The organism is Kaistia dalseonensis (genome assembly GCF_030814715.1).
Taxonomy (GTDB): Bacteria; Pseudomonadota; Alphaproteobacteria; order Rhizobiales; family Kaistiaceae; genus Kaistia; species Kaistia dalseonensis.
The window spans coordinates 190,764-214,964 of record NZ_JAUSVO010000008.1 but is presented as its reverse complement, the minus strand read 5'-3'; the positions used below and the strand labels follow the sequence as shown (position 1 = coordinate 214,964).

General features: G+C 67.2%; 18 protein-coding genes and 2 riboswitches. Of the genes, 9 read left to right on the top strand and 9 right to left on the bottom strand.

Going from position 1 to position 24,201, the window contains the following annotated elements:
• The first annotated feature begins 589 nt into the window (after positions 1 to 589).
• The gene (locus QO014_RS24315; RefSeq protein WP_266351368.1) at positions 590 to 1,531 is read left to right on the top strand and encodes a helix-turn-helix domain-containing protein; all 942 of its coding nucleotides are present in this window, start codon (positions 590 to 592) and stop codon (positions 1,529 to 1,531) included.
• Positions 1,532 to 1,620: 89 nt separating this feature from the next.
• Here the strand turns inward: QO014_RS24315 and QO014_RS24310 are convergent, their stop codons facing one another.
• The 3 genes from QO014_RS24310 to QO014_RS24300 form a co-directional block, all read right to left on the bottom strand.
• On the bottom strand, positions 1,621 to 2,187 hold the full coding sequence (locus QO014_RS24310) for a manganese efflux pump MntP (protein ID WP_266351367.1): 567 nt from the start codon (positions 2,185 to 2,187) through the stop codon (positions 1,621 to 1,623).
• A 76-nt stretch (positions 2,188 to 2,263) separates the two neighbouring features.
• Positions 2,264 to 2,365: riboswitch (yybP-ykoY riboswitch) on the bottom strand.
• A gap of 94 nt (positions 2,366 to 2,459) precedes the next feature.
• Positions 2,460 to 4,910, bottom strand: a complete 2,451-nt coding sequence (locus tag QO014_RS24305; RefSeq protein ID WP_370877209.1) for a thiamine pyrophosphate-binding protein — start codon at positions 4,908 to 4,910, stop codon at positions 2,460 to 2,462.
• A gap of 130 nt (positions 4,911 to 5,040) precedes the next feature.
• Positions 5,041 to 5,745: an isochorismatase family protein gene (locus QO014_RS24300; RefSeq protein ID WP_266351366.1), complete on the bottom strand. Its 705-nt coding sequence runs from the start codon at positions 5,743 to 5,745 to the stop codon at positions 5,041 to 5,043.
• A 241-nt stretch (positions 5,746 to 5,986) separates the two neighbouring features.
• Here QO014_RS24300 and QO014_RS24295 point away from each other — a divergent pair, with 241 nt between their 5' ends.
• The 3 genes from QO014_RS24295 (at position 5,987) to pip (ending at position 10,061) form a co-directional block, all read left to right on the top strand.
• Entirely contained in the window at positions 5,987 to 7,222 is a 1,236-nt protein-coding gene (locus QO014_RS24295) for an amidohydrolase family protein (protein ID WP_266351365.1), read from the top strand.
• Between the two features lie 117 nt (positions 7,223 to 7,339).
• Positions 7,340 to 9,064 carry a sodium:solute symporter family transporter gene (locus tag QO014_RS24290; protein WP_266351364.1) on the top strand — a complete coding sequence of 575 codons (1,725 nt, stop codon included), beginning with the start codon at positions 7,340 to 7,342 and terminating at the stop codon, positions 9,062 to 9,064.
• A 16-nt stretch (positions 9,065 to 9,080) separates the two neighbouring features.
• On the top strand, positions 9,081 to 10,061 hold the full coding sequence (gene pip, locus QO014_RS24285; protein ID WP_266351363.1) for a prolyl aminopeptidase: 981 nt from the start codon (positions 9,081 to 9,083) through the stop codon (positions 10,059 to 10,061).
• A 33-nt stretch (positions 10,062 to 10,094) separates the two neighbouring features.
• On the opposite strand, the gene QO014_RS24280 is transcribed toward pip, so the two are convergent.
• Together QO014_RS24280 and QO014_RS24275 are read right to left on the bottom strand one after the other, a co-directional pair.
• Entirely contained in the window at positions 10,095 to 10,592 is a 498-nt protein-coding gene (locus QO014_RS24280) for a hypothetical protein (protein WP_266351362.1), read from the bottom strand.
• A 219-nt stretch (positions 10,593 to 10,811) separates the two neighbouring features.
• On the bottom strand, positions 10,812 to 11,270 hold the full coding sequence (locus QO014_RS24275; RefSeq protein WP_266351361.1) for a MerR family transcriptional regulator: 459 nt from the start codon (positions 11,268 to 11,270) through the stop codon (positions 10,812 to 10,814).
• Between the two features lie 384 nt (positions 11,271 to 11,654).
• Here QO014_RS24275 and QO014_RS24270 point away from each other — a divergent pair, with 384 nt between their 5' ends.
• From QO014_RS24270 to QO014_RS24260, 3 genes are all read left to right on the top strand, one after another.
• Entirely contained in the window at positions 11,655 to 14,729 is a 3,075-nt protein-coding gene (locus tag QO014_RS24270) for a hypothetical protein (RefSeq protein ID WP_266351360.1), read from the top strand.
• Positions 14,730 to 14,858: 129 nt separating this feature from the next.
• Entirely contained in the window at positions 14,859 to 15,788 is a 930-nt protein-coding gene (locus QO014_RS24265) for a sulfite exporter TauE/SafE family protein (protein ID WP_266351359.1), read from the top strand.
• A complete protein-coding gene (locus tag QO014_RS24260; protein WP_266351358.1) occupies positions 15,785 to 16,579 on the top strand; it encodes a TIGR02186 family protein in 795 nt (264 codons plus the stop codon). The genes QO014_RS24265 and QO014_RS24260 overlap by 4 nt, the downstream gene beginning before the upstream one ends.
• Positions 16,580 to 16,621: 42 nt before the next feature.
• Here QO014_RS24260 and QO014_RS24255 read toward each other — a convergent pair whose 3' ends face one another.
• The 3 genes from QO014_RS24255 to QO014_RS24245 are packed head-to-tail and all read right to left on the bottom strand — an operon-like array spanning position 16,622 to position 19,251.
• Entirely contained in the window at positions 16,622 to 16,894 is a 273-nt protein-coding gene (locus QO014_RS24255) for a DUF6460 domain-containing protein (RefSeq protein ID WP_266351357.1), read from the bottom strand.
• Positions 16,891 to 17,415, bottom strand: coding sequence for a GNAT family N-acetyltransferase (locus QO014_RS24250; RefSeq protein ID WP_266351356.1), 525 nt, complete (start codon positions 17,413 to 17,415; stop codon positions 16,891 to 16,893). Before QO014_RS24250 ends, QO014_RS24255 begins: the two co-directional genes overlap by 4 nt.
• A 30-nt stretch (positions 17,416 to 17,445) precedes the next feature.
• Complete coding sequence (locus QO014_RS24245) at positions 17,446 to 19,251, bottom strand: cisplatin damage response ATP-dependent DNA ligase (RefSeq protein WP_266351380.1); 1,806 nt, start codon at positions 19,249 to 19,251, stop codon at positions 17,446 to 17,448.
• Positions 19,252 to 19,357: 106 nt separating this feature from the next.
• Positions 19,358 to 19,510: riboswitch (FMN riboswitch) on the top strand.
• A gap of 88 nt (positions 19,511 to 19,598) precedes the next feature.
• Between QO014_RS24245 and QO014_RS24240 the strand changes: the two genes are divergently transcribed.
• Positions 19,599 to 20,498, top strand: coding sequence for a DMT family transporter (locus QO014_RS24240; RefSeq protein ID WP_266351355.1), 900 nt, complete (start codon positions 19,599 to 19,601; stop codon positions 20,496 to 20,498).
• A gap of 18 nt (positions 20,499 to 20,516) precedes the next feature.
• On the opposite strand, the gene QO014_RS24235 is transcribed toward QO014_RS24240, so the two are convergent.
• Positions 20,517 to 21,542: a ligase-associated DNA damage response exonuclease gene (locus tag QO014_RS24235; protein WP_266351354.1), complete on the bottom strand. Its 1,026-nt coding sequence runs from the start codon at positions 21,540 to 21,542 to the stop codon at positions 20,517 to 20,519.
• 92 nt (positions 21,543 to 21,634) lie between these two features.
• On the opposite strand from QO014_RS24235, the gene QO014_RS24230 reads away from it, so the two are divergent.
• Positions 21,635 to 24,187, top strand: coding sequence for a ligase-associated DNA damage response DEXH box helicase (locus tag QO014_RS24230; protein WP_266351353.1), 2,553 nt, complete (start codon positions 21,635 to 21,637; stop codon positions 24,185 to 24,187).
• The last annotated feature ends 14 nt before the right edge of the window (positions 24,188 to 24,201 follow it).

Sequence of the window (24,201 nt, the reverse complement as noted above, 5' to 3'; positions counted from 1 at the left end):
GAGACGAGCTTTCCGTCCGCCGGCAGCGGTGCCGCCCGCGTTCTTGAGGCGGTTTCTAGGCCCAACACCCCAATCTGTCAACGACCAAATCATAACCCCAACCCCATTTTGCCAATTCTTCATGACACCCTGTGGATAATCTCGCGCCACACAGCCCAAAACAACAGCAATCCTACAAAAGCCAGCACAGACCGGAAAGTGAGCGCGCGGCTTTCGCGATCTGCCTGCACTCGATAGGCAAATCGGGCCGAGAAATTCGGTTCGCTGGCGCCGTGATGCCGAGCCACGATCTGCGCCTGCCCAGATTGTCATCCGACGCGACCCGCCCGATCAGCCAGCCAACGTCGCGCAGGCGAGGCCGGAGAGCCGATCCACCAGTGTGATCGATCCATGCCTTTATCGCGTCAAGCGCGCCTTCGTCCGTCATGCGTGGATGCGCTGGCATGCTCGCTTGTGCCCCGGTCGCCAGACGTGGCATCGTGGATTCGGACGTTTCGCTCTCCAATGCTGGCCCCCGATGCTCGAGCCGTACCGCTTTTCGACATTCGGCGAGAGGGCTGAAGATCAGTTCGATGCCTGGCATTTCGCGATGGAGATGTCTATCGACGTGTCGCGGCCGCGCGACGAGCCGAATGCGACCGGATTTCCCGCCACGCTCGAAGTCTGGGACACAGGCGGCATCGGACTGGCCTCCATGTCGATGCCGGGCGCGGGCTATACGCGTCAATGGGCCCACAAGACCCGCGCGGCGGCTGATCACTGGACGCTGCTCGTTCCGGTCCGCAACGGAGCGGGCGCCCTCTATAGCGAGCGGCCGCTTTCCTTCGGCTCACTCGGACGCCCGTTCACCGGCGCTGGCGACGACACCAAAGTCGTATCACTCTTCATCGCCCGCGATCTCTTCGCCGGGAGCGCGGGGCTCTTCGACACGGTGTCGCCACGGATCGCGGATGCGGGTGTCGTCGGCCTGCTCGCCGACTTCATCGTGGCGCTGGAACGCAGGCTCGGCGAGGGCGACGGCCTCGACGCCGCAGCGCTCGGCGGCGCACTCCAGTCGATGCTCCTCTCCTGCCTCGTTCCGAGCCGGGACAGGCTCCAGGCCGCACGGCACCCGCTCAGATCGGCGCTCGTCGAGCGGATGATGGCCTATGTCAGGGCCAATGTCGCGTCTCCGGGACTGGACCAGGACGATCTCTGCCGGCGGTTCACGGTGTCGCGCACGACGCTCTACCGCCTGTTCGAGGAAACCGACGGCGTCGCGGCCTTCATCCGGCGCGCGCGCCTCGACGCTGCCCATGCCGCCTTGTGCAATCCCGGCGATGACAGCAGCATTGCGGCGATCGGCGAGCGTTTCGGCTTCGGCGATGCGTCGTCGTTTTCGCGCGTGTTTCGCGCCCAGTTCGGCGTATCGCCACGACACATCCGCGAGGCAGCCCTGGCACACGAGCCCTTGGCGCAGGACGAGAACCGCGCGCCGATCGGCCTCGACGCTTTCCTGCGCAGCCTCAGACGGGCCGATCGCGCCGCTTGAGCCACGCTGCTCTCAATCACAGGACATGATCCGACGCGCAGATCGGCGCGCCGCAGCATGCGCCGCCCTGCCCTGCCGGCAGCAAGGTCTCAGGCCGTCAGGTGCTCGATCAGGATCGAGACGCCGAGGCCGACCAGAGCGATGCCACCGATGATCTCGGCATAGCGGCCGAAGCGGGCGCCGACGAGCCGTCCGGCGAGGATACCGCTCGTGGATGCGACCGTCGTGGCGAGGCCGATCGCCAGCGCGATGACGATGATGTTCACGTCCAGGAAGGCGAGCGACACGCCCACCGCCATGGCGTCGAGGCTGGTGCCGATGGCGGTTGCGAGCAGCGTGCCGATGCCGCCGCTGCTGCGCGGCGCATCCTCCGCCGCGGCGCCGCGGGCGACGGCGTGGAAAGCCATGCGCCCGCCGACGGCCGCGAGCAGGCCGAAGGCGATCCAATGGTCGATCGCCTGGACATATTGGCTCGCGGCGATGCCGAGAATCCAGCCGACCAGCGGCGTCATGGCCTCGACGAGACCGAATATGGCGCCGGTCTTCAGCGCGGTCGGGAAACTGGGGCGATGCAGCGTGGCGCCGCGGCTGATCGATGCGATCAGGGCGTCGATAGACATGCCGATGGCGAGCACGGCAATGGCGAGCGGTGACATGGCGGATCTCGAAAGGACGGAAACCGGGCGGACTCGATCATCCTGTCCGACAGATGATCCCCACCACGGTCTTGCCGAGCCGGTCTATCCGGCCGACCGCACCACGCGCGACAGCGCGAGGATGTTGATACGGTCCCGTCCGCAGACGGTGGCTACTCCCCGATGAGGCCGACTTAGGGTCTCGCGTCGGGGGTGTCAACCACCATCTATCTCATTGAAACGCTTCTGATAATCGTTCGCAATACCCTCGTGGCGGGAGGGGCCCGCGCTCCTCAGGAGGCGGGCCTCAAATGCCGGACCGGGTGATAGGGCGCGAGGGCTGCGGCCGCGCGCGTGATCGCCGCGGCGTCGATGCCGTGATGGCGGTAGAGGTCGGCGATCGTGCCGGTCTGGCCGAAATGCTCGACGCCGAGCGAGCGCGTGCGATGGCCGGCAACCGCGCCGAGCCAGCCCAGCGTCGCCGGATGACCATCCATCACCGTGACCAAGCCGCAATGCGCCGGCAGCGGCTCGAGCAGCCGTTCCACATGCGAGCGGGCATGGACGAGGCCGCGCTCGCGGGCCCGCGCGGCAGCGGTCCAGCCGGCATTGAGCCGGTCGGCCGAGGTGATGGCGAGGAGGCCGATATCGCGGCGATCCTCGGCGAGAAGGCCCGTCGCCTCGATCGCCTCGGGCGCGACCGCGCCCATATAGGCGATGACCAGTTCGGCATTCGGCCCGGGCTCGCGCAGCCAATAGGCGCCATCGACGATGGCGCGGGCGAGCGTCTCGTCGATCGTCCGGATCGGCTGCTCCAGCGGTCGCGTGGAGAGGCGCAGATAGACCGAACCGCCGGTCTCGTCGCGGAGCCAGGTCCGCTCGTCCGGCTCGCCGTCGCCATCGCGCTGGATATAGTCGAAGCCGAAGCGCAGGATCGTCGCGAGTTCGTCGACAAACGCCGGCTCGAAGGCCGCGAGCCCATCCTGGGCGAGGCCGATCAGCGGCGTGCCGATCGACTGGTGCGCCCCGCCCTCCGGCGCCAGCGTCACGCCCGACGGGGTCGCGACGAGGATGAAGCGCGCATCCTGGTAGCAGGCATAGTTGAGCGCATCGGCGCCGCGATAGATGAACGGGTCGTAGAGCGTGCCGATCGGCAGCAGCCGCTCGCCATTGATCGAATGGCTGAGGCCGAGCGCCGAGAGCATCAGGAACAGGTTCATCTCGGCGATGCCGAGTTCCAGATGCTGGCCGGCGGGCGAGAATTCCCAGTTGAAGGTCGAGGGAATGCGCTCGGCCTTGAAGAGATCCGCCATGGTCTCGCGCGCGAACAGGCCGCGCCGGTTGACCCAGGGGCCGAGATTGGTCGAGACGGTCACGTCGGGCGCGGTGGTGACGATGCGGCTCGCAAAATCCGAGCGCTCGCGCGCGACCTCGTTCAGGATCTGGCCAAAGCCCGCCTGCGTGGAAAGCTGCTTGCCGCCGATTGCGGGCATGGGGAGCGCTTCGGGCACGGCGATGAAGGGCGTGACCGGCGCCGGACGGCGCTGGGCGAAGGGCACAGCGCGCAGGAAGGCGGCGAGGCGCTCGGCCGGAACGGGCAGCCCCTCGAAGGGCTCCCACTCATGGCCCGGGCGGACATGCATCGCCGCCTGCAGCGTCTCCACCTGCGCCGGCGTCATCAGGCCGGCATGGTTGTCCTTATGGCCGGCGAGCGGCAGGCCGAAGCCCTTGATCGTATAGGCGATGAAGCAGGTCGGCCGGTCATGCGTGCCGGCGCGGGCGAAGGCGTCGAGCAGGGTCGGCAGGTCGTGACCGGCGAGATTGGTCATCAGCCGCGCCAGTTCCGCGTCGGTGCGGGCCTCGATCAGCCGCGTGACCACGCCCTGATCGCCAATATCGTCCAGCAGGCGCTTGCGCCAGGCCGCGCCGCCCTGGAAGCAGAGCGCGGAATAGAGCTGGTTCGGGCAATGGTCGATCCAGTCGCGCAGGCGCTCGCCACCGGGCTCGGCAAAGGCGGATTCGAGCAGTGTGCCATATTTCAGGACAACGACGTCCCAGCCGAAATTGGCGAAGATCGCCTCGAAACGCTGCCAGAGGCCCTCGCGCACCACGGCATCGAGGCTCTGGCGGTTATAGTCGACGATCCACCAGCAATTCCTGAGCCCGTGCTTCCAGCCTTCGAGCAGGGCCTCGAAGATATTGCCCTCGTCCATCTCGGCGTCGCCGACCAGCGCGATCATGCGCCCCTCCGGCCGGCCGCCAGTCCAGCCCTTGGCGCGGACATAATCCTGCACCAGCGAGGAAAACAGCGTCTGTGCGACGCCGAGGCCGACCGAGCCGGTCGAGAAATCGACGTCGTCAATGTCCTTGGTGCGCGAGGGATAGCTCTGCGCGCCCTTGTAGGCGCGGAAATTCTGCAGCTTCTCGCGGGTCTGCCGGCCGAGCAGATACTGGATCGCATGGAAGATCGGGCTCGCATGCGGCTTGACGGCGACGCGATCCTCCGGCCGGAGCGTGGCGAAATAGAGCGCCGTCATGATCGTCGCGAGCGAGGCGGAGGAGGCCTGATGGCCACCGACCTTGATGCCCTCTTCATTCGCGCGCAGATGATTGGCGTTGTGGATCATCCAGGCGGCCAGCCAGAGCACCTTGTGCTCCAGCGCCGCGAGAATCTCCAGCGTTTCGCCGGAAGGCTGGCCGCCCGGCGTCAACGCATCGACCGGGGAACCCTTGGTCGTCGACATGGATCTTCCTCCCTCAATCCATGGCCTCTTCTCCCAGCCTAGCCGCCTTCCGCCCCCGCTGTCGATTGCATGAATGCTGCCACGCGATCATTCGTCACGGCGGGCGGGAAAGACGGATCAGGGGGGCGCGCTATTCGGCGGCGATCCGCTGCGGCGCGGCGGCGAGGAAGCCGACGATTTCATCGGTCGTCATGACGTCGGCGAAGATCGAGACCATGTTGTTGAGTGTCGCATTATGGTCGGCATCGGAGAGCGCGGCCGTGCCATCGGCGACGAAGATGACCTTGTAATCCATCTGCATCGCGTCGCGCGCCGTCGATTCACAGCAGCAATTCGTGACCGTGCCGGTGATGATGACGGTGTCGATACCGCGCGCCTGCAATTGCGCGTGCAGGTCCGAGCTGCCCGGCACGAGCGCGCTGAAGCGCGACTTCGGCACCATGAGATCGCCGGGCCGCACGACGAGATCGGATGCGATCGCGCCGCCATGAGCGCCCGGCGCGAACAGCGCCTTGGCGTTGTCACCCCGTTCCGCCGTGCAGAAATAGCCGAGCCAGGTCGACCAGTTCTTCGGTGTCTCGTCATCCACGACGAAATAGACGAACACGTTGAGCCCGCCCGCTTCCGCCATCGCGGCCGAAAGGCGGTTGATGTTCGGCACGATCTCGCGGCTCTCCGGCACCTCCATCTCGCTGCCGGCTTCCGTAAAGCCGTTCTGCATGTCGATCACGACCAGCGCCGTGCGGGCCGGATCGATATCCTCGAACATATGGTCCTTGCCGCGCCAGCGCGTGACACGCTCCAAGGTTTCCGGATCGATGGCGATCGTGTGCATCTCGGTTGGTCCCTGGCTTTGCGCTCGAATTCACCAGATGAAACCGCTTTACGAACCGCCCGGCAATGGCGGGGCTGGCGATAATTCAGGCATCGAGCCATGTTTGTCGGCGCGGCATCGCCCGTCGGGCGTGGAAGCGCACACGACCGGTCGCGCCGCGTCCAGACTGCACGCGATCCGTGCTTTGCCCGGCGCCGATGGCTGACTAGTCTGGCCGCGCCCTGTTGCTGCCGGAGCCTCCATGCCCTTCGATCTCGTCCTGCGCCGTGCCCATGTCCCGGAGCTCTCCCTCGCGCTGCTCGCGATCGGGATCAGGGACGGACTGATCGCCGCGATCGAGCCGGACGCGGCGTTTGCGTCATCCGACGCCCGCATCGAGGATGCCGGCGGGCGGCTGGTCGTGCCGGGCTTCGTCGATTCACATCTCCATCTCGACAAGTCCTGCATTCTCGACCGCTGCTCCGCCGAAGGCTCGCTCGCCGAGGCCATTGCCGAAGTCGCGCGGCTGAAGCACGATTTTACCGAGGATGACGTCTATGCCCGTGCCGAGACGACGCTGGTCAAGGCGATCCTGCAGGGTACGACGCGCATTCGGACCCATATCGAGATCGATCCGCGGATCGGGCTGCGCTCGTTCGATGCGCTCACCCGGCTGAAGCGCGATTATGCCTGGGCCGTCGATATCGAGATCTGCGTCTTCCCGCAGGAGGGCCTGACCAACGATCCCGGCACGGAGGAGCTTCTGGTCGAAGCCTGCGAAGCGGGCGCCGACCTGATCGGTGGCTGTCCCTATACCGATACCGACCCGGACGAGCAGATCCGGCGCATCTTCGCGATCGCGCGGCGCTTCGACCTCGATATCGACTTCCATCTCGATTTCGACCTCGATGCCCGCTGGACCCATCTCGATGCCGTTATCGCCGCGACGGAGGCGGCCGGCTGGGGTGGGCGCGTCGCGGTCGGTCATGTCACCAAGCTTTCGGCCATGCCGCCGGACGCATTCGCCGCCATGGGCCGACGCCTGGCCGCTGCCGGCGTCGCTGTCACCGTGCTGCCGGCGACCGATCTGTTCCTGATGGGCCGCGCCCATGACCACAACGTGCCGCGCGGCGTGACGCCGGCGCATCGGCTCGCCGATCTCGGCGTCACCTGCTCGCTGGCGACCAATAATGTCTTGAACCCGTTCACGCCATTCGGCGATTGTTCGCTCAACCGCATCGCCAATCTCTACGCCAATATCGCCCAGCTCGGCCGCAAGGCGGAACTGGCGCTCTGTCTCGACATGGTCACGACGGCGCCGGCGCGGCTGATGCGCTGCGCCGATTACGGCATCGCCGTTGGAAACCCCGCCGATTTCGTGGTGCTGGATGCGATTGCCCCCGCGCTCGCCGTGGCCGAGATCGTGCAGCCGCTGGCCGGTTTCAAGCGCGGCATCAAGACGTTCGAGCGCGCCCCGGCCCGCCTCCTCCGGCCATGACCGGCGGGAAGACCGCGTCGTCGTTGACAAGGCGAGCCCGCTCCTGTCCGATCGCCGGACTGTGAGCGGCAGCGCGAGGTTCGGGTGACTGGGGAAACACGCTTGGGGACGGCGGCGATGATCGCGCTGATCGTCGTACTGGCGGGGCTCGCCGTGGTCGACGCGCTCGACCAGTTCGGCGCCGACACGCTGGTTGTCTCGGTTTTCCCGGTCATACCATTGGCGATCGCGCTCGCCATCGCCTTCCACCTGCGCGGCATCGGCTTTGGCGACATCATTCGCGGCGGCGCGATCGATTCATGGGCGCCGGGCGGCGCGCTCGCCGGCACCAGCCTCTCGGCCGTCGTGCTGGTCGGCAGTCCGGCTGCCGTCGCGCTCGGCGGATGGTACGGCCTTGCGCTGATCGGCGCGCTGGTCGCGGGCCTGCTGCTTTCATCCATGCTGGTCATGCCGGAACTCCGCGCAACCGGCAGCGCCACCTTGGCCGAGGCGATCGGCACGCGTTTCGGCCGACAGGCCCGGCTCCTGTCCGTCGTGGCGATCGTCATGGCAGCCCTGCCGCTCATCGCCGCGGAAGCCACCCTCGGCGGGACGATCGCCGGACGGATGCTGGGATTGACGCCGGCTTTTGCGCGCGACGCGATTATCCTGCTGGCCGCCATCGCCTGCATTCTCGGCGGGCTGCGCGCGGCCCTCGGCATGGCCGCCGTTCTCGCGCCGATCGTGGCGCTCGCCTTTCTCCTGCCCGTCACGATCGTTGCGGAACGACAAGGCCTGCTGCCGCTCCCCTGGACGGGACTGACCGATCCAGCCGCCTTCGAGAGCGCGGCCGCGATTCCGTTCAGCGTCGTGCTGGCGCTGCTCGCCTCGCTCGTCGTCGGCGTCGCCGCCATGCCGAGCCTGCTCTTTCCCGCCTGGTCGACCTTCAAGCGCCCGCCCCATGGCCGCAAGCTCGCGCTCGGGCCGCTGATCGTCGCGGCCGTGCTGCTCGCCGCGCCGAGCTATGCCGTCTATGGCCGGCTCGCCGCGATCGACCCGACCACCAACCCGGCCGGCCTCGTGCTGAATTTCCCCGAGCGGATCGGGCTTTCGGCCGCCCCTTCCGTACTTCTGATCGGAAGCCTGCTCGCGGCGGCACTCATCGCCATGGCAATGGGCCTCGCGACGCTCGCGGCATCGATCGGCCATGATCTCTATGGCGGGTTCGTCGAGAGAACGGCGCTGGAGGGTCGGCGCGTCTTCATCGCGCGGCTCGCCATGCTGCTCGCGGCAGCAGCCGCGATCGGCGTCGGCCGCCTTCCCGGCGCCAATGTCGCCATGCTGGCGAGCGTCGGCCTGTCGGTGAGCGCGGCGAGCCTCGGTCCGATCCTGCTGTTCGGCTGGCGGCGCCGCGCGGTTACGAGCGAGGCCGCAATCGCCGCGATCGCCGTCGGCCTCTGGCTGACGGCCGCCAATGTCGTGCTGGCGACACTTGCGCCCGATTTCTCGGGCCGGTTTCTCGGCATGGGCGTCGTGGCGCCGACCGTCCTCGGCCCGACCGGCTGGTTCGGCCTCCCCGTCGGCCTTTCCGGCCTGATCGGCCTCGTCTGCGGGCTGATCACCCTGGCCGCCTTCACATGGCTCCCCCGCTTGAACTGGCCATTGCTGCGCCTCAAGTTCCGCTGGCTCGCGCGCCATTTCCGCCGCAGGGTCGAAACGGCGCTGGCGGAGCGATCGAGGGCCCGGGCCCCAAAGGCCGTGGCGAAGCCGGCCAGTGTGGCGGAGAACCCCGCGCCTGCGCCGGACGCTCCCCGCCCCGACAGCACGCCGCGCAACAACGCACACCCCGCTCAACCCATCTGATTGTCTGGAGCCTCCCTTGACCGCCGATTCCGCCGCGCAGAGCCGCCTGCAACTCTTTCCGCCGATCGAACCCTATGCCGTGCACCGCATCAGGGTTTCGGACATTCACGAGATCTATTTCGAGGAGTGCGGCAACCCCGAGGGCAAACCCGTGCTGATGGTGCATGGCGGCCCGGGTGCCGGTGCCGGCCCCAATATGCGCCGCTATCACGATCCCGCCGCCTACCGGATCATCCTGTTCGACCAGCGCGGCTGCGGTCGCTCGACTCCGCACGCCGAGCTTGCCGAGAACACCACCTGGGATCTCGTGGCCGACATGGAGCGCATCCGCGAGCGGCTCGGCATCGAGCGCTGGCAGCTCCTCGGCGGCTCCTGGGGCTCGACGCTGGCCCTCGCCTATGCCGAGACCCATCCGGAGCGCGTCAGCGAACTGCTCCTGCGCGGCATCTTCACATTGCGGCAGAGCGAACTGCTCTGGTTCTACCAGAACGGCGCCTCATGGCTGCTGCCGGAGGCCTTCGAAACCTATCGCAACGAGATCCCACTCGACGAGCAGCACGACATGATCGGCGCTTATTACCGGCGGCTGACGAGCGACGACGAGGCGGTGAAGCTCAGCGCCGCGCGGGCCTGGAGCATGTGGGAAGGCGGGGCGCTGTCGCTCCTGCCCGATCCGGGGCGTGTGGCGGCCTTCGGCTCGCCGCATTACGCGATCGCCTTCGCGCGCATCGAGGCGCATTATTTCGTCAATAAGGGCTTCTTCGACCAGGACGACTACTTGCTCGCCCATGCCGACCGGATCGCCGCGATCCCCGGCGTGATCGTCCATGGCCGCTATGATCTCTGCACGCCGGCGGCGATCGCCTGGGACCTCCACAAGGTGTGGCCGATCGCCGACCTGCGCATCGTTCCGGATTCCGGCCATGCCATGTCGGAGCCCGGCATCGTGCACGAACTCGTCGCCGCGACCGAACGCTTCAAGGCTGATCCGGCCTGACCCGACGGAACAACCTGCACCTTTCGGCAGGGCTCAGGTCCTGTCGTCGCTTTCGGCGCGCTTCATCTCGCGCACCATGCCGAAAAAGCGCTGCATGAGTTCCTGGCTGAGATTGAGGGCCCGATCGACATCGTCGTCGGTCGGGCTCGGGGCCTGAGCCTGGGGTCGCTGTTCGAGCGCATCGACGCGCATGCGCAGCGCCGCGACCGTCTGGCCGAGCGTCTCGACCGCCTCGGTGAGCTCGGTCAACGCGTCGGGCTTGTTCAGTGTCTCCTCCGGGATGGCGGCGCAGCGCCAGACGCCGGCGGCGCCCTCGCCTTCGCGGCGGCAATGCGACACGACCCCGGTCTCGGTATCGAGCCGCACGAAGCCGCCTTCGGCGGGCACCATGGTGAAGCGCCCAGTACGCGGCGCCGGAGCGTCGCCCGGGGCAGTTGCTGGCGCGGCGTCATCGGCCCGCGCGCCGGTCGCCATGGCGAGCAGGACGAACATCAGCACGGTGATCAGGCGGGCGGCAAGGCCGTAAGGCATGGCTCTCTCCCTCGATGCCACGGTTGCTATCCTATCACATCCGCCACCCAAGATCGATTGCGGGGCGTTCATGAGGTCCGTGGGCGCGACAATGGCCGGATGCCGTGCATGGTGCCGGCAAGCCAAGGCCGGCACCCGCGGGAGGAGAACGAGCACCGGCCCCGATTGCCGCGCGTACAATGCCGTCGCGGCAACCCGATTTCCTGACCGGAAAGCGCCTCAGCCGCCGCCGGCTTCCTTCTGGCGCAGCAATCCCGCGACGACGTCGACCGTGCGACGCAATTCGTCCAGCGCCTGCTCGATATCGACCTTCTGGCGCTCCAGAACCTCGATCTGCTCGTTGAACTTCTTCAGCGCCAGGCGCATCTGCATCACCTGGCCGTCCTTCAGATCGTAGAGATCGAGCATCTCCTTGATCTCGGTCAGCGAGAAGCCGACCTTCTTGCCCATCAGCACCAGCTTGAGGCGCGCGCGGTCGCGGCGCGAATAGATGCGGTTCAAGCCTTCACGGCGCGGATTGAGCAGCGCCTTGTCTTCATAGAAGCGCAACGTCCGCAGCGTGACGTCGAACTCGCGCGAGAGGTCTCCGATCGTGAAGGTCGTCTGCTTATTCCCGTCGTTCGGACCAGAGCCATCGACATCGTCACGCGAGATTCCCGCGAGGTGCGCCATGCTCATCCTATCATCCTTGCATTCGTGGTGGGGGGGACACCGACGGCTGTCAGCCGCCGAACGAATGCCTTCCTCATGCAGATGTCGCAGCGTCAGGTAAAGCGCTTTAGCCCCAACTTACGGAAATCCGCGTGCTCATTACCGTTAAGTGACGCGATTTTTGACGCCCATGAGCGGGCGACCGAGGAAATCTCGTTAAGGGACATTACCGAACCGTGCATGGGCCTCAATCAAGTTAACCCATTGTTTACCATGTCGGACCCAAGGTTGACCTGGGCAATGAGATTCGGCCGGCCGCGAGGGTCAGCATACGATCGGCGCCAGATTACCTCGAGGTGATCGGGCGCGCTGGTCGAGGCCGGGAATACAGGCATGCTGGGACGGCAGGCAATGAGATCGGGCAACAGATTCGGCTATGATGCACCCCGCTCCGCCCCTGCCCAGGCGCCGAGCGAGCCCACCCGCGCCCGCCAGCCAAACAGCGCCACGCGTCTCGCTGCCCTTGCCTCGCTCGTGGATGAACTCGGCGCCCAGATCGACGCCATCGAAGGCGCCTCGCGGCGCGGCGCGATCAAGCGCGGCATAGAGCAGGCGGCGACAGCGCCACGAGAGCCTGTTTCAGCTTCGAGGGAAGCGGCTTCGACCCGGCCGGCGCGCCAGCCCAACGACGCCGAGCGCCTTGCCAATATCGAAGCCCGGCTCGCCTCCATCAGCCAGCACCTGACCGGCCCGCAGAAGGAGGCCTCCGCCCGCCCGACCGTGCCACCGGCCAGGTCGCGCAGCGCGGACTCCACACCGGCGAGTCAGGCGCTGGACGAATTGCAGGCGGCGATCGCCGAGATCTCCGCCCGGCAGCACACGATCGACCGCGACGAGGGACGCGGTCTCCCGACGGTCGATACGATCGCGCTCGAGGATGCGATCGCCAATCTGCGCGACGACATCGTCGCGATCGGCCGCAGGGTCGGCCTCGACCAGCGCCGTGGCGCCGAGAGCTTCGATGTGGTGCGGGACAATCTCGCCGAGATCCGCCAGGCGATCGAGCTCACCGCGCGCGAAGCCACGCTCGCCAGCATGGAATCCGGCTATGGCCACATCGTCGAGCGGCTCGACGAGATCGTGCGCCGCGTTCCCGAGCGCGACCGGATCGACGATATAGCGCGGGAGATCGCGCGGCTCGCGGCCATTGCCGAGCGCCCGGCCGTGAGCCTCGCCGTGGAGGCCGAGCTCGACGATATCCGTGACGCCATCGCATCGTTCTCGACCGCGCGCCCGGCGGCGGATGCCCATGAAATCGCCGAATTGCGCAAGGCGATCGACGCGCTCGCCAGCCGGTCGCCACAACCGATCGACCTGACGCCGGTGGAGCAGGAGATCGCCGCCATCCGGCGCGAGATCGGCAGCCTCGGCAAGAGCATCGATCCCGCGCTTCTCGCCCGGCTCGAGGATCAGGTCACGGCCATTCGCGGCGCCATCGACCGCTCGCCCAGCCCCGAAACGGGCCTGCCGGCTGCCGCGCTGACGCGGCTGGAGGATCGTCTCGACGCGCTCGCCGGCCGGTTCGACGCGCTTGTCGACCTGCCCGGCCTCAAGGCGCGGCATTCGACCGACGCCATAGACCTTCTCCGCAACGAGATCGGCGCCCTGCGCCGGGACATCGTCGCGCGCGAGCCCATTCGCCTCGATTCGATCGAGGAGCAGATGCGCGGGCTGATGCGCCGGCTGGACGACACGACGAGCCGCGACGACAATCACGGCTTCGCGCAGCTGGAAGCGCAGGTCGGCGCGCTCGCGGCGCAATTTTCCGAAGCCCGTCCCTCGCCGGGCGCGCTCAGCAAGGTGGAGCAGAATCTCGACCGGCTCGAGGCCCTGCTCGGCGATACAAGGCGCGAGACCGTCGAGGCGGCGCGAAACGCGGCGCGGCTGACGGTCCAGGAATTCGCCGGCGCGATGCCCGCCGCCGACGAGAGCCTGATCGGTGCCCTGCGCGACGATCTGCGGGCGCTGCAGGCGGCCGCCCAGCGCTCGGACCGCAAGACGCACGACACGCTCGAAGCCGTGCACGACACGCTCGCCAAGGTCGTCGACCGCATTGCCGAGATCGAGGGCAATAGCGACGCGCTCGCCACGACCCGCCCGCCCACGGCCGGCAGGACCGACCGGCAGGCATCGATCGGCATCGATCCGATCGAGGATTACCGGCCGCTCGCGCCCGGTTCCGGCAAGCCGAAGCCGTCCACCGAGCGCCCACCGGTCCGCGACAGCAGCGCCAATGCCGGCGGCGACCGCAAGGCCGATTTCATCGCCGCCGCCCGCCGCGCCGCCCAGGCGGCGCAGGCTGAAACCGCGCTTGCGCGGATGGAAGAGGAAGCCGCGCAGGAAGACGACCGGCCGGGCGCGCTCGCGCGCATCGGCCAGGCCTTCCGCGCGCGCCGTCGCCCGCTGGTGCTGGCGATCGCGGCCATCGTGCTCGCCCTCGGCGCGGTCCAGCTCGGCCCGACGATCAGCGAACAGATCGCCAAGGCGACCAACACGCCGGCGGCGCTCGACCCGGTTCCGACCGGTTCGGTCGCGCCCAAGCCGATGCGTGACGTGACGCCGGCCCCGGCGCCCGCGCTGGTGCCGCAGCCCGCGGCATCGACATCGACGCCGCTGGTGGCGCCCGCCGGCAATGGCGATACGCCGCTCGCCTTCCAGCCGGCCGATCCGATCACCGACTATATCGCCGCGCTGCCGACGGCGCCCTCGCCCTCGACCTTTGCGACGCCCGGACAGGCGGCAAAGACCCTCGACATCGGCATCGTCCAGGCGGCGGCCGCGAAGGGCGACGGCGTGGCGGCGTTCGAACTGGCAAAGCGCTTTGCCGATGGCGATGGCGTCCCGCGCGACGCCGCGCGCGCCGCCAACTGGTATGAGCGCGCCGCCAAAGCCGGCCTCGCCATCGCGCAGTACCGCCTCGGCAGCCTCCATGAGCATGGCGAAGGCGTGAAGCTCGACCGGGCGATCGCGCAGGATTGGTATGAGCAGGCAAGCGCCGCCGGCAATGCGCGCGCCACGCACAATCTCGCCGTCCTGATCAGCGAAGGCGCCAATGGCGCACCCGATTTCGCCAAGGCGGCGGCGCTCTTCGCCATCGCCGCCGATCTCGGCGTCGCCGACAGCCAGTATAATCTCGGCGTCCTTTATGCGCGCGGGCTCGGCGTCAGTGTGGATCTCATTCAATCCTACACCTGGTTCGCGCTCGCCGCGCAGCAGGGCGACCAGGATGCCGGCAAGCGCCGCGACGAGGTCGCCAAGGCGCTGACGCCCGACAATCTCGCCAAGGCGCGCGCGGCGGTGCAGGCCTTCCGGCCGAAGCCGCTCGACGCCGTCGCCAATAGCGAGCCCACGCCCAAGCCCGAATGGCTCACGGCCGCCGGCCAGACCACGATGCTCGCACCTGCGGCAAGTGGCTCAAAAGGCTGATTTCATCGCCTCGGGGAATCGAAAAGCCGCGCGTTGACAGCCGCGTTATGAAAGGCTTTATCGCCGGCACGGCATAATGGGCCGGCAAGCGCCTTTTTGAAGCTCCCAACGGCCAGCGGTTCTGTCGTCGTGCAGATCTACCTCCCCATAGCCGAACTGCCGGTAAACATGTTTCTCATCTTCGGCATGGGTGCCGCGGTGGGATTCCTGTCAGGGCTTTTCGGCGTCGGCGGCGGGTTCCTGCTGACGCCCTTGCTGATCTTTTCCGGCATTTCCCCCGCCGTCGCGGTGGCGAGCACCACGGCGCAGGTCGTCGCCTCCTCCTCTTCGGCCGCGCTGACCTACTGGCGGCGGCGGATGATCGATCTGAAGCTTGCCGGGGTGCTGGTGGTCGCCGGCGTGATCGGATCGTCGATCGGCGTCGGCATCTTCAGCATGCTGCGCCGCTTCGGCCAGCTCGATCTCGTCATCTCGATCCTCTATGTGACGTTTCTCGGCCTCGTCGGCGGGTTGATGCTGACGGAATCGATCCGCGCCATCATCAATACGCGGCGCGGCCGGCCCGCGCCGCTGCGCCGGCCGGGACAGCACAACTGGGCGCACGGCCTGCCCTTCAAGATGCGCTTCAAGCGCTCGAAGCTCTATGTCAGCGTGATCCCGATCATCGCGATCGGCGTCGGCATCGGCATTCTCGGCTCCCTGCTCGGCATTGGCGGCGGCTTCATCCTCGTGCCAGCGCTGATCTATCTGCTGCGCGTGCCGACCAGCATCGTGATCGGCACCTCGCTGGTGCAGATGACCGGCACGATGGCAGTGGCGACGGTGCTGCAATCGGGTGCCAATCATTCCGTCGACGGCGTGCTGGCGCTGATCCTGATGGTGGGCGGCGTGATCGGCGCGCAGTTCGGCGCCCGGGCCGGCGCGCTGGTGCGCGGCGACCAGCTCCGCGCCATGCTGGCTCTGCTGGTGCTCGCGGTCGGCATCCGATTCCTGGTCAACCTCGTCATCACGCCGGCCGAGCTCTATTCGCTGACGACGCTTGCGGGCGATGCGCGGTGAAAGAGCTCGCCACCGCGTTCTCACCCGTCCTGCCGGCCTTCCTGGCGCTCATCGCCATTCTCGTCGGCCGGCCGGTGATGGCGGAGGAACTGATCGTCGCGCTCTCGTCCGAGGAAGTGAAGATCACGTCGAACTTCACCGGCACCGGCATCGCCGTCTTCGGCGCCATCGAGCGCGACGCGGCGACCATATCGCGCGGATCGTTCTACGATGTCGTCGTGGTGCTGAAGGGGCCGCCGGAAACGGTGGTGACACGGCGGAAGGACCGCCTTCTCGGCATCTGGCTCAACAGCGCCGCGCGCACCTATCCCGACATGCCGTCATTCTATGCGGTCAACTCGTCACGTCCTGTGGCCGAGGTCGCGACGGCGCCGGTCCTGAAACGCTTCCAGCTCGGCTTCGACAATCTCGCCTTCGAGACGACCGAACACGAGGAAGCCATCACGCCGGAGGATATTTCGTTCCGCGACGCCTTCGTCCGGCTGAAGCAGCAGGCCGGCCTCTTCCGGCAGGAACATTACGGCGTCACCTTTCCCGGCACGAATGTCTTCCAGACGACGCTGCAGATCCCGGCCAACGTCCCGGTCGGGCGCTATGAAGTTGCGGTCTATCTCTTCCGCGATTCCGCCTTTCTCGCCTCGGACAGCGCGGAAATCCGCATATCCAAGACCGGCTTCGAGCAGTTCACCTTCGATCTGGCCCATGGCTACGGCTTTCTCTACGGCGCGATCTGCGTGGTGCTGGCGATCTTCACGGGCTGGCTCGCCGGCGTGATCTTCCGCAAGGATTAGCTTCTTCGCCTCCGAGCAACACTGCGCTCGAATGCGCGCGCCTCAGCCGCGTCCGCTGCCCATATTGAACAGGCGGATGATGATCCAGAGCGGTACAACGATGACGGCGCCGAGCAGGAAATAGCGCCAGATCCATTCGATCGCGCCGAAGCCCATGTTCCAGACCCGCATTATGAGCTGCTGGACCTTGTCGATGATGTCCATCGGCGAGAGGCCGAGCGCCGACAGGATGATGCCGACGATGAAGGAGAGCACCACGAGGCGCAGCAGCACCTGCCCGGGCGATCCGCCCATGAAACGCTGAAAACTGCTCATCGATCGTCTCCCGTCGCGCCCGAATCGGCGGCTCGATGGTAGCCTGCGGCAAGATCGCGGCGATAGAATTTCGTATCGACCGCCACGCGCGGAAAAGCGGCCGGCAGGGCATCCGGCGCGATCTCGGCGAAGCCGTTCTTCTCATAGAAGCGATGCGCGGCATGAAGCGCATCCGTCGTGCCGAGATAGACCTCAGCGAGGTCGCATCGTTTGGCGTGGTCGAGCAATGCGTCGAGCAGCCGGCGCGCCGTGCCGTCGCCGCGATGGTCGGCGCGGACATACATCTTGCGCAGGGCGCCGCCGCCGCCGAAATCCTTGAGGCCGATCGTGCCGACGAGCGCCTCGCCGTCGACCGCGACCCAGAAACCGCCCCCGTCCCGCTGATAGACGTCCTCGATCGCGGCGAGGTCGGGCTGCCCCTCATACGTGACGGGAATGGCGAACTCGTCCTGCTGGATCGGCAGGATCAAGGCGGCGATGGCGGCCGTGTCACCGGCCTGGAACGGGCGAATGATAACCATCCTGCCTCCTTAAGGCGGCCGCGCCGGCTGTCAATCGCTGGTCGCGAGCAGCGCTTCCAGCATCTCGATCCGGTCGGCCTCGCGCGGCGGCTTGTCCCAGCGGAGCCGCGAAATGCGGGGGAAACGCATGGCGACGCCGGATTTATGGCGGCTGGACCGGTTCAGCCCCTCGAAGGCGACTTCGAAGACGAGGCCCGTATCGCCATCATGCGTCACCTCGCGCACCGGCCCGAAGCGGTTCACTGTATTGCGGCGGACGAAGCGGTCGATCTCCGCCAGTTCATCGTCGGTGAAGCCGAAATAGGCCTTGCCGACCGGCACGAGCTCGTCGCCGCCATCGCCTGCCTTCCAGACGCCGAACGTATAATCCGAATAGAAAGAGGAGCGCTTGCCATGGCCGCGCTGCGCATACATCAGCACGGCATCGACGGTATAAGGATCGCGCTTCCATTTGAACCACGGCCCCTTGGGCCGGCCGGGCTCATAGACCGAATCCCAGCGCTTCAGCATCAGCCCTTCGATGATCGGCGCAGGCGGAGCGATCCGCCGGGCCATCAGATCCTCCGCCGTCTCATAGGCGACCAAGGGGGAGAGATCGATCCGCCGCGCCAGCGACGTCGCCACGAGGCGTTCGAGCCGGTTCCTGCGCGCGCGGAACGGCAGGGCCCGGACATCCTCGGCGCCATCCATCAGGCAATCATAGGCGCGGATAAAGGCGGGATGGGAAATGACGAGCTTGCCCGAGACGGTCTTGCGGTTCAGCCTCTGCTGCAATTCCGAGAAGGTGCCGGCATTGATCGCCTCGCCTTCGAGGCGGCCGACCAGCAATTCGCCGTCGATCGCGCCCTCTATGTCGAGCGCGTCGAGCACATCGGGGAACGCATCGCCAATATCCTCGCCCGTGCGGGTATAGAGCCGGCGCACGCCCTGATCCGATACGGCCTGGACGCGGATGCCGTCCCATTTCCATTCCGCCGCATAGATCTCCGGCTGGATCAGCTTCAATTCGGGCTCGTCGAGCGGCTGCGCCAGCATGACGGGCCGGAACGGCGCGCGCGCCGCGGAAACCGGCTTTTCGGCCCGTCCCTCGAGCCAAGCGAAGAAGGCGACATAAGGCGGTTTCAGCCCATGCCACAGCTCCTCGATCTCGATGATCTCCTTGCCGCCGAAATCGGCGAGCGCCTGCTTGGCGAGGCGGGACGATACGCCGATGCGCAACCCGCCCGTGACGAGCTTCAGCAGCGCCCAGCGTCCGGACGGATCGAGCGCATCGAGAAAGGATGCGACGAGCCTCGGCCCGTCGGAGCGCGAGGCGATGAGCAGCGTCTCGACGATGGCTGAAAGGGATGGCGTGTTGCGGCGGGGGCCCCTGAGGTCCGCGGGATGGCTGGCTCCAGAGGCCGTGCGGCGAGCCCCCTCTCCAGCTCTCCCCCCTTCGGGGAGAGAGGGCGGGCCTGTGTCTGCGACAAAGACATCGGAAACGCCGGCCGAAAAGCCCTCTCCCCGAAGGGGGGAGGGTTGGGAGGGCGTTCCACGCGAAGTCCCGTTCCCAGGGGAACGAGCGTCCTCCTCCCAGACCAGCGCAATCGTCTCCGCGAGATCGCCGACATAATCATAGGAATAGGCGAACAGGATCCCATCGATCCGCTCGGCCACCAATGCGCGCAGCATGGCGGGCTTCACGGCCGGTATGTCGAGCTCGCCCGTCAGCGCCGCCAGCGCCCAGCCGCGATCGGGATCGGGCGTCGCGCGGAAATAGTCGGCGATGAGCGTCAGCTTCGCATTGCGCGAAGGCGTCAGGATCAGCCGGTCGAGGAGGGCAGCAAAGGCTTCCATGTCCAACAAGTAGAATGCGCGGCCACGGCAAAAAAGTCTTGGGCCGACCGATATTGCGATGCGATGTGCGATTGCCTAGATTTGGCGGGCTCGGGCCTTGCCCGGGTCTCGTTCTCAGGGCGGGGTGAAACTCCCCACCGGCGGTAAGAAGACATCCGTCTTCAAGCCCGCGAGCGCCTTTCCGTTCCAACGGAAAGGGTCAGCAGATTCGGTGTAATTCCGAAGCCGACGGTCATAGTCCGGAAGGAAGAGAACAGCCGATATCGGGGCGTCCCGGCTCATGGCCGGCGCGCGCCTCATCGCATCGGCATGCCCTGATTTCGTGTTCTTCATTCTCGGGAAGCAACATGAGTCAGAATTCGCAGTCCACCACCAGCCTCCTCCCCTCCACCAGCGCACCCGTCTCCGGCGCCTTCTGGATGGTGCTCGCCGGCGTCGCCTTTGCCGGCGTCAACACGCTGGAGCAGATCGCGACCACCACGGCCGGCCTGCCGGCGCCGACGGCCGCCTTTCTCCAATATCTGATCGCCTTCGTCGTCGTGCTGCCCTGGGCGGTGCGCAAGGGCCTGCCCTCGCTGAAGACGCGGCGTCCCGCCCTGCAGGCGATCCGCGTGATCCTTGCGGCGCTCGGCGTGCAGTTCTGGGTCGCGGGCCTCGCGCATGGCGTGCCGATCGGCGCGGCCATCGGCCTCGTCATGACCTCGCCCTTCTTCGTGACGCTCGGCGCCGGCCTCTTCCTGCGTGAGAAGGTCACGATCGAGCGCTGGCTCGCCGTCACCGTCGGCTTTGTCGGCGGTCTGCTCATCCTCGATCCCTGGTCGGGCGTGTTCAGCGTGGCGAGCCTCTATCCGATCGCGGCGGCCGCGCTCTGGGCAGGCGCCTCGCTCTACCAGAAGCGGCTGCTGGCCGAGGAAAGCCCGGAATCGACGACCGCCTGGCTCCTTTTCCTGCTCGCGCCGATCAATCTCGTGCTCGCGGTCCCTTCGGGCCTGCTGCCGCATACGGTCGAGGCGTTCTGGATCATCGCGGCCGTCGGCGTGCTCACGGCGCTGGCGCAGGGTTTCCTCGCGCTCGCCTACTCCAAGGCCGATGCCGCCTATGTGCAGCCCTTCGACCATATCAAGCTGCCGCTCAACGTGCTCGCCGGCTGGCTGGTCTTCGGCTGGATGCCGCCGGGCCAATTGTGGATCGGCGCGGCGCTGATCATCGGTGCATCGATGTATCTGCTCTGGCACGAGCGCCGCTGAGGCAGGCCGGGGACGGGGCTATTCGGCCTCGTCCTCATAGCCGACCATATGCAGTGGCCGCGCGCGAATGCCGGCGAGCGTGCACCAACGCACCAGCGCCTCCTCGCGGCCATGCGTCACCCAGACTTCGCCCGGGCCGATCTCGGCGATCGTGTCGGTCAGTTCGTCCCAGTCGCAATGATCGGAGATGATGAGTGGCAGTTCGACGCCGCGCTGCTTGGCGCGCTGGCGGATCGTCATCCAGCCGGACGCGAAGCAGGAGACGGGATCGGGGAAGCGTCGTGCCCAGCGATCGGCAAAAGCCGAGGGCGGGCCGATCACCACCGCGCCGGCAAAGTCCGTCCTGCCCGAAGACTTGCGGCCGGCCTCGATCGTCGCCGCTTCGAGCGGACCGAGGTCGATGCCCTCTTCCTGGTAGAGCGTGCAGAGCTTTTCGAGCGCGCCATGGATGTGGATCGGCGCGTCATAGCCTTCCTCGCGCAGCCGCTTGATCAGGCGCTGCGCCTTGCCGAGCGCATAGGCACCGACAAGATGGGCGCGCTCGGGAAACGCCTTCAGCGAGGCGAGAAGCTTGTGGATCTCGATGCCGTCATCGGGATGACGGAAGACCGGCAGGCCGAAGGTCGCCTCGGTGATGAAGACATCGCAGGGAACAGGCTCGAAACCGAGGCAGGTCGGATCGCGGCGGCGCTTGTAATCGCCCGAAACGACAATCCGCATGCCCTTCGCCTCGACGGCGATCTGCGCGGAGCCCAGCACGTGGCCGGCCGGATGGAATGAAACGCTCACCTCGCCGATCCGCATCACTTCGCCCAGCGTCGCGACCTGCTCGTGGCCGGCGAAATTCTCGCCATAGCGCGCGGCCATGATCAGCAGCGTCTCGCGCGTCGCCATCACGGCCGCATGGCCTGGCCGCGCGTGATCGGCATGGCCATGAGTGATCAGGGCGCGCTCGACCGGGCGCACGGGATCGATATGGAAGCCGCCCAGCGGACACCAGAGACCATCGGCGGTGGGGACGAGGAGATCTTCGGGGCGGATCATGAGGGCAAGATAGTGTCGAGGGCCCGCATAAGGAAGGAAGCCGCGGCCGGCGACGGCTCGACTCCCCGGCTGCGCGACACTACCTCTAACGTGTGACAGCGCGCGCCAAACCCCGACCGACCGACGATCTGTTGCCCGCGCCCTTTCGCGACTGGTTTGCCCGGCGCGGCTGGGTGCCGCGGCCGCATCAGATCGCGCTTCTGGAAAAGGCGCGCGAAAACCGCTCCGCCCTGCTGATCGCGCCGACCGGCGCCGGCAAGACGCTGGCCGGCTTCCTGCCGAGCCTCGCCGATCTCGCGACACGGCCCCCCGCCGGCAAGGCCGGGCGCGGCCCGCATACGCTCTATATCTCGCCCTTGAAGGCGCTCGCGGTCGACATTGCCCGCAATCTGGAAGCGCCCGTCGCCGAGATCGGCCTCAAAATCGCGATCGAGACACGGACCGGCGATACACCGGCCCATAAGCGCCAACGCCAGAAGCTGAAGCCGCCGGACATCCTGCTCACCACGCCGGAGCAATTGGCGCTCCTGCTCTCCAACTCCGATGCCGGGCGCTTCTTCGCCGATTTGAGGACCGTCATCTTCGACGAATTGCATGCGCTGGTGACGGCCAAGCGCGGCGATCTGCTGGCGCTCGGCCTCGCACGGCTCCGGAAGCTCGCGCCGGATCTGCGCGTCGTCGGCCTCTCCGCGACAGTCTCCGAGCCGGATGATCTCCGCGCCTGGCTGATGCTGCAGCCGGATGAGGGCGAACGCCGGCTCGCCGATCTCGTCACCGTCGCAGGCGGCGCCAAGCCAGAAGTCTCGATCCTCGATACGGAGGAGCGCCTGCCCTGGGCCGGACATTCGGCCGTTCACGCCATGGGCGAGATCTACGCGGCGATCAAGGCGAACCGCATGGTGCTCGTCTTCGTCAACACGCGCAGCCAGGCCGAACGCATCTTCCAGGAACTCTGGCGCATCAATGAAGACGTGCTGCCGATCGCGCTCCATCACGGCTCGCTCGATGTCGGGCAGAGGCGGCGGGTCGAGACGGCCATGGCGGCGGGCAGCCTGCGCTGCGTCGTCTGCACCTCCACGCTCGACCTCGGCATTGACTGGGGCGATGTCGATCTCGTCGTCAATATCGGCGCGCCGAAGGGTGCGAGCCGGCTCGCACAGCGGATCGGCCGCGCCAATCACCGCATGGACGAGCCCTCGCGCGCGATCCTCGTGCCGGCCAACCGCTTCGAGGTGATGGAATGCACCGTGGCGCTCGAAGCGAACACGATCGGCGCGCAGGATACGCCGCGCCTCAAGACCGGGTCGCTCGACGTGTTGGCGCAGCATGTGCTCGGCATGGCCTGTTCGGCACCATTCTCGCCCGATGATCTGCATGCCGAGATCGGTTCGGCCGCGCCCTATCACGCGCTCACGCGTGAGGCTTTCGACCGTGTCGTCGAATTCGTCGCGACCGGCGGTTATGCGCTGAAGAGCTATGAGCGTTTTGCCAAGATCCGCCGCGGCCAGGATGGGCTCTTCCGCATCACCCACCCTTCGGTGGCGCAGCAATATCGGCTGAATGTCGGCACGATCGTCGAGGCGCCGCTGTTGAAGGTCCGCTTCGCCTCGCGCAAGCGCGGCGGCCCGGTCGGCATGGGCGGGCGCGTGCTTGGCGAGGTGGAGGAATATTTCGTCGAGACGCTGGCGCCGGGCGATACGTTTCTGTTCGCAGGCCTCGTGGTGCGGTTCGAGGGAATCCGCGACAATGACGCGGTGGTGAGCCGCACCATAGACGAGGCGCCTAAGGTTCCGGCCTATGCCGGCGGCAAGTTCCCGCTCTCGACCTATCTCGCCGCCGGCGTGCGTGGCCTGCTCGCCGATGAAGGCTCATGGGCGCGCCTGCCGGACCAGGTTTCCGATTGGCTACGCCTGCAGAAGCGGGCTTCGGTGCTGCCAAAGCGCGACGAGCTCCTCGTCGAGACCTTTCCGCGCGGAAATCGCTTCTACATGGTCGCCTATCCCTTCGAGGGCCGGCTCGCCCACCAGACGCTCGGCATGCTGCTGACGCGGCGGCTGGAGCGGGCGCGGCTGAGGCCGATGGGCTTCGTCGCCTCCGATTATGCGCTCGCCGTCTGGGGCCTCGGCGATATGGGCGCTGCCTTCGCCAAGGGAAAGCCGACGGTATCGGACCTGTTCGACCAGGACATGCTGGGCGACGATCTCGACGCCTGGCTCGCGGAAAGCCATCTGCTGAAGCGCACCTTCCGCGCCTGCGCGCTGATTTCGGGCCTGATCGAGCGCCGCCATCCCGGCAAGGAGAAGACCGGCCGGCAGGTCACGATCTCGACCGACCTGATCTATGACGTGCTCCGCAGCCACGAGCCGGACCACATCCTGCTTCAGGCGACCTGGGCCGATGCGGCGACGGGCCTGCTCGATGTCCGTCGCCTCTCCGACATGCTCGGCCGCGTGCAGGGACACATCCTGCACAAGCCGCTCGACCGGATCTCGCCGCTCGCCGTGCCCGTCATGCTCGATATCGGCAAGGAGCCGGTCGGCGGCGAGGCTTCGGAGGACATATTGCGCGAGAACGCCGACGATCTCGTGCGCGAGGCGATGGGCGAATTGCAGGCGGAAGCAAAGGCCGGGGAGACGCTTTCCTGAGCCTTCACCATCGG

Coding starts and splice junctions, on each gene's coding strand:
- QO014_RS24280 (WP_266351362.1), bottom strand. CDS start 10,592: ATGCCTTACGGCCTTGCCGCCCGCCTGATCACCGTGCTGATGTTCGTC.
- QO014_RS24250 (WP_266351356.1), bottom strand. CDS start 17,415: ATGGTTATCATTCGCCCGTTCCAGGCCGGTGACACGGCCGCCATCGCC.
- QO014_RS24305 (WP_370877209.1), bottom strand. CDS start 4,910: ATGTCGACGACCAAGGGTTCCCCGGTCGATGCGTTGACGCCGGGCGGC.
- QO014_RS24310 (WP_266351367.1), bottom strand. CDS start 2,187: ATGTCACCGCTCGCCATTGCCGTGCTCGCCATCGGCATGTCTATCGAC.
- QO014_RS24235 (WP_266351354.1), bottom strand. CDS start 21,542: ATGATCCGCCCCGAAGATCTCCTCGTCCCCACCGCCGATGGTCTCTGG.
- QO014_RS24255 (WP_266351357.1), bottom strand. CDS start 16,894: ATGAGCAGTTTTCAGCGTTTCATGGGCGGATCGCCCGGGCAGGTGCTG.
- QO014_RS24315 (WP_266351368.1), top strand. CDS start 590: ATGGAGATGTCTATCGACGTGTCGCGGCCGCGCGACGAGCCGAATGCG.
- QO014_RS24275 (WP_266351361.1), bottom strand. CDS start 11,270: ATGAGCATGGCGCACCTCGCGGGAATCTCGCGTGACGATGTCGATGGC.
- QO014_RS24270 (WP_266351360.1), top strand. CDS start 11,655: ATGAGATCGGGCAACAGATTCGGCTATGATGCACCCCGCTCCGCCCCT.
- QO014_RS24240 (WP_266351355.1), top strand. CDS start 19,599: ATGAGTCAGAATTCGCAGTCCACCACCAGCCTCCTCCCCTCCACCAGC.
- QO014_RS24295 (WP_266351365.1), top strand. CDS start 5,987: ATGCCCTTCGATCTCGTCCTGCGCCGTGCCCATGTCCCGGAGCTCTCC.
- QO014_RS24245 (WP_266351380.1), bottom strand. CDS start 19,251: ATGGAAGCCTTTGCTGCCCTCCTCGACCGGCTGATCCTGACGCCTTCG.
- QO014_RS24300 (WP_266351366.1), bottom strand. CDS start 5,745: ATGCACACGATCGCCATCGATCCGGAAACCTTGGAGCGTGTCACGCGC.
- QO014_RS24290 (WP_266351364.1), top strand. CDS start 7,340: ATGATCGCGCTGATCGTCGTACTGGCGGGGCTCGCCGTGGTCGACGCG.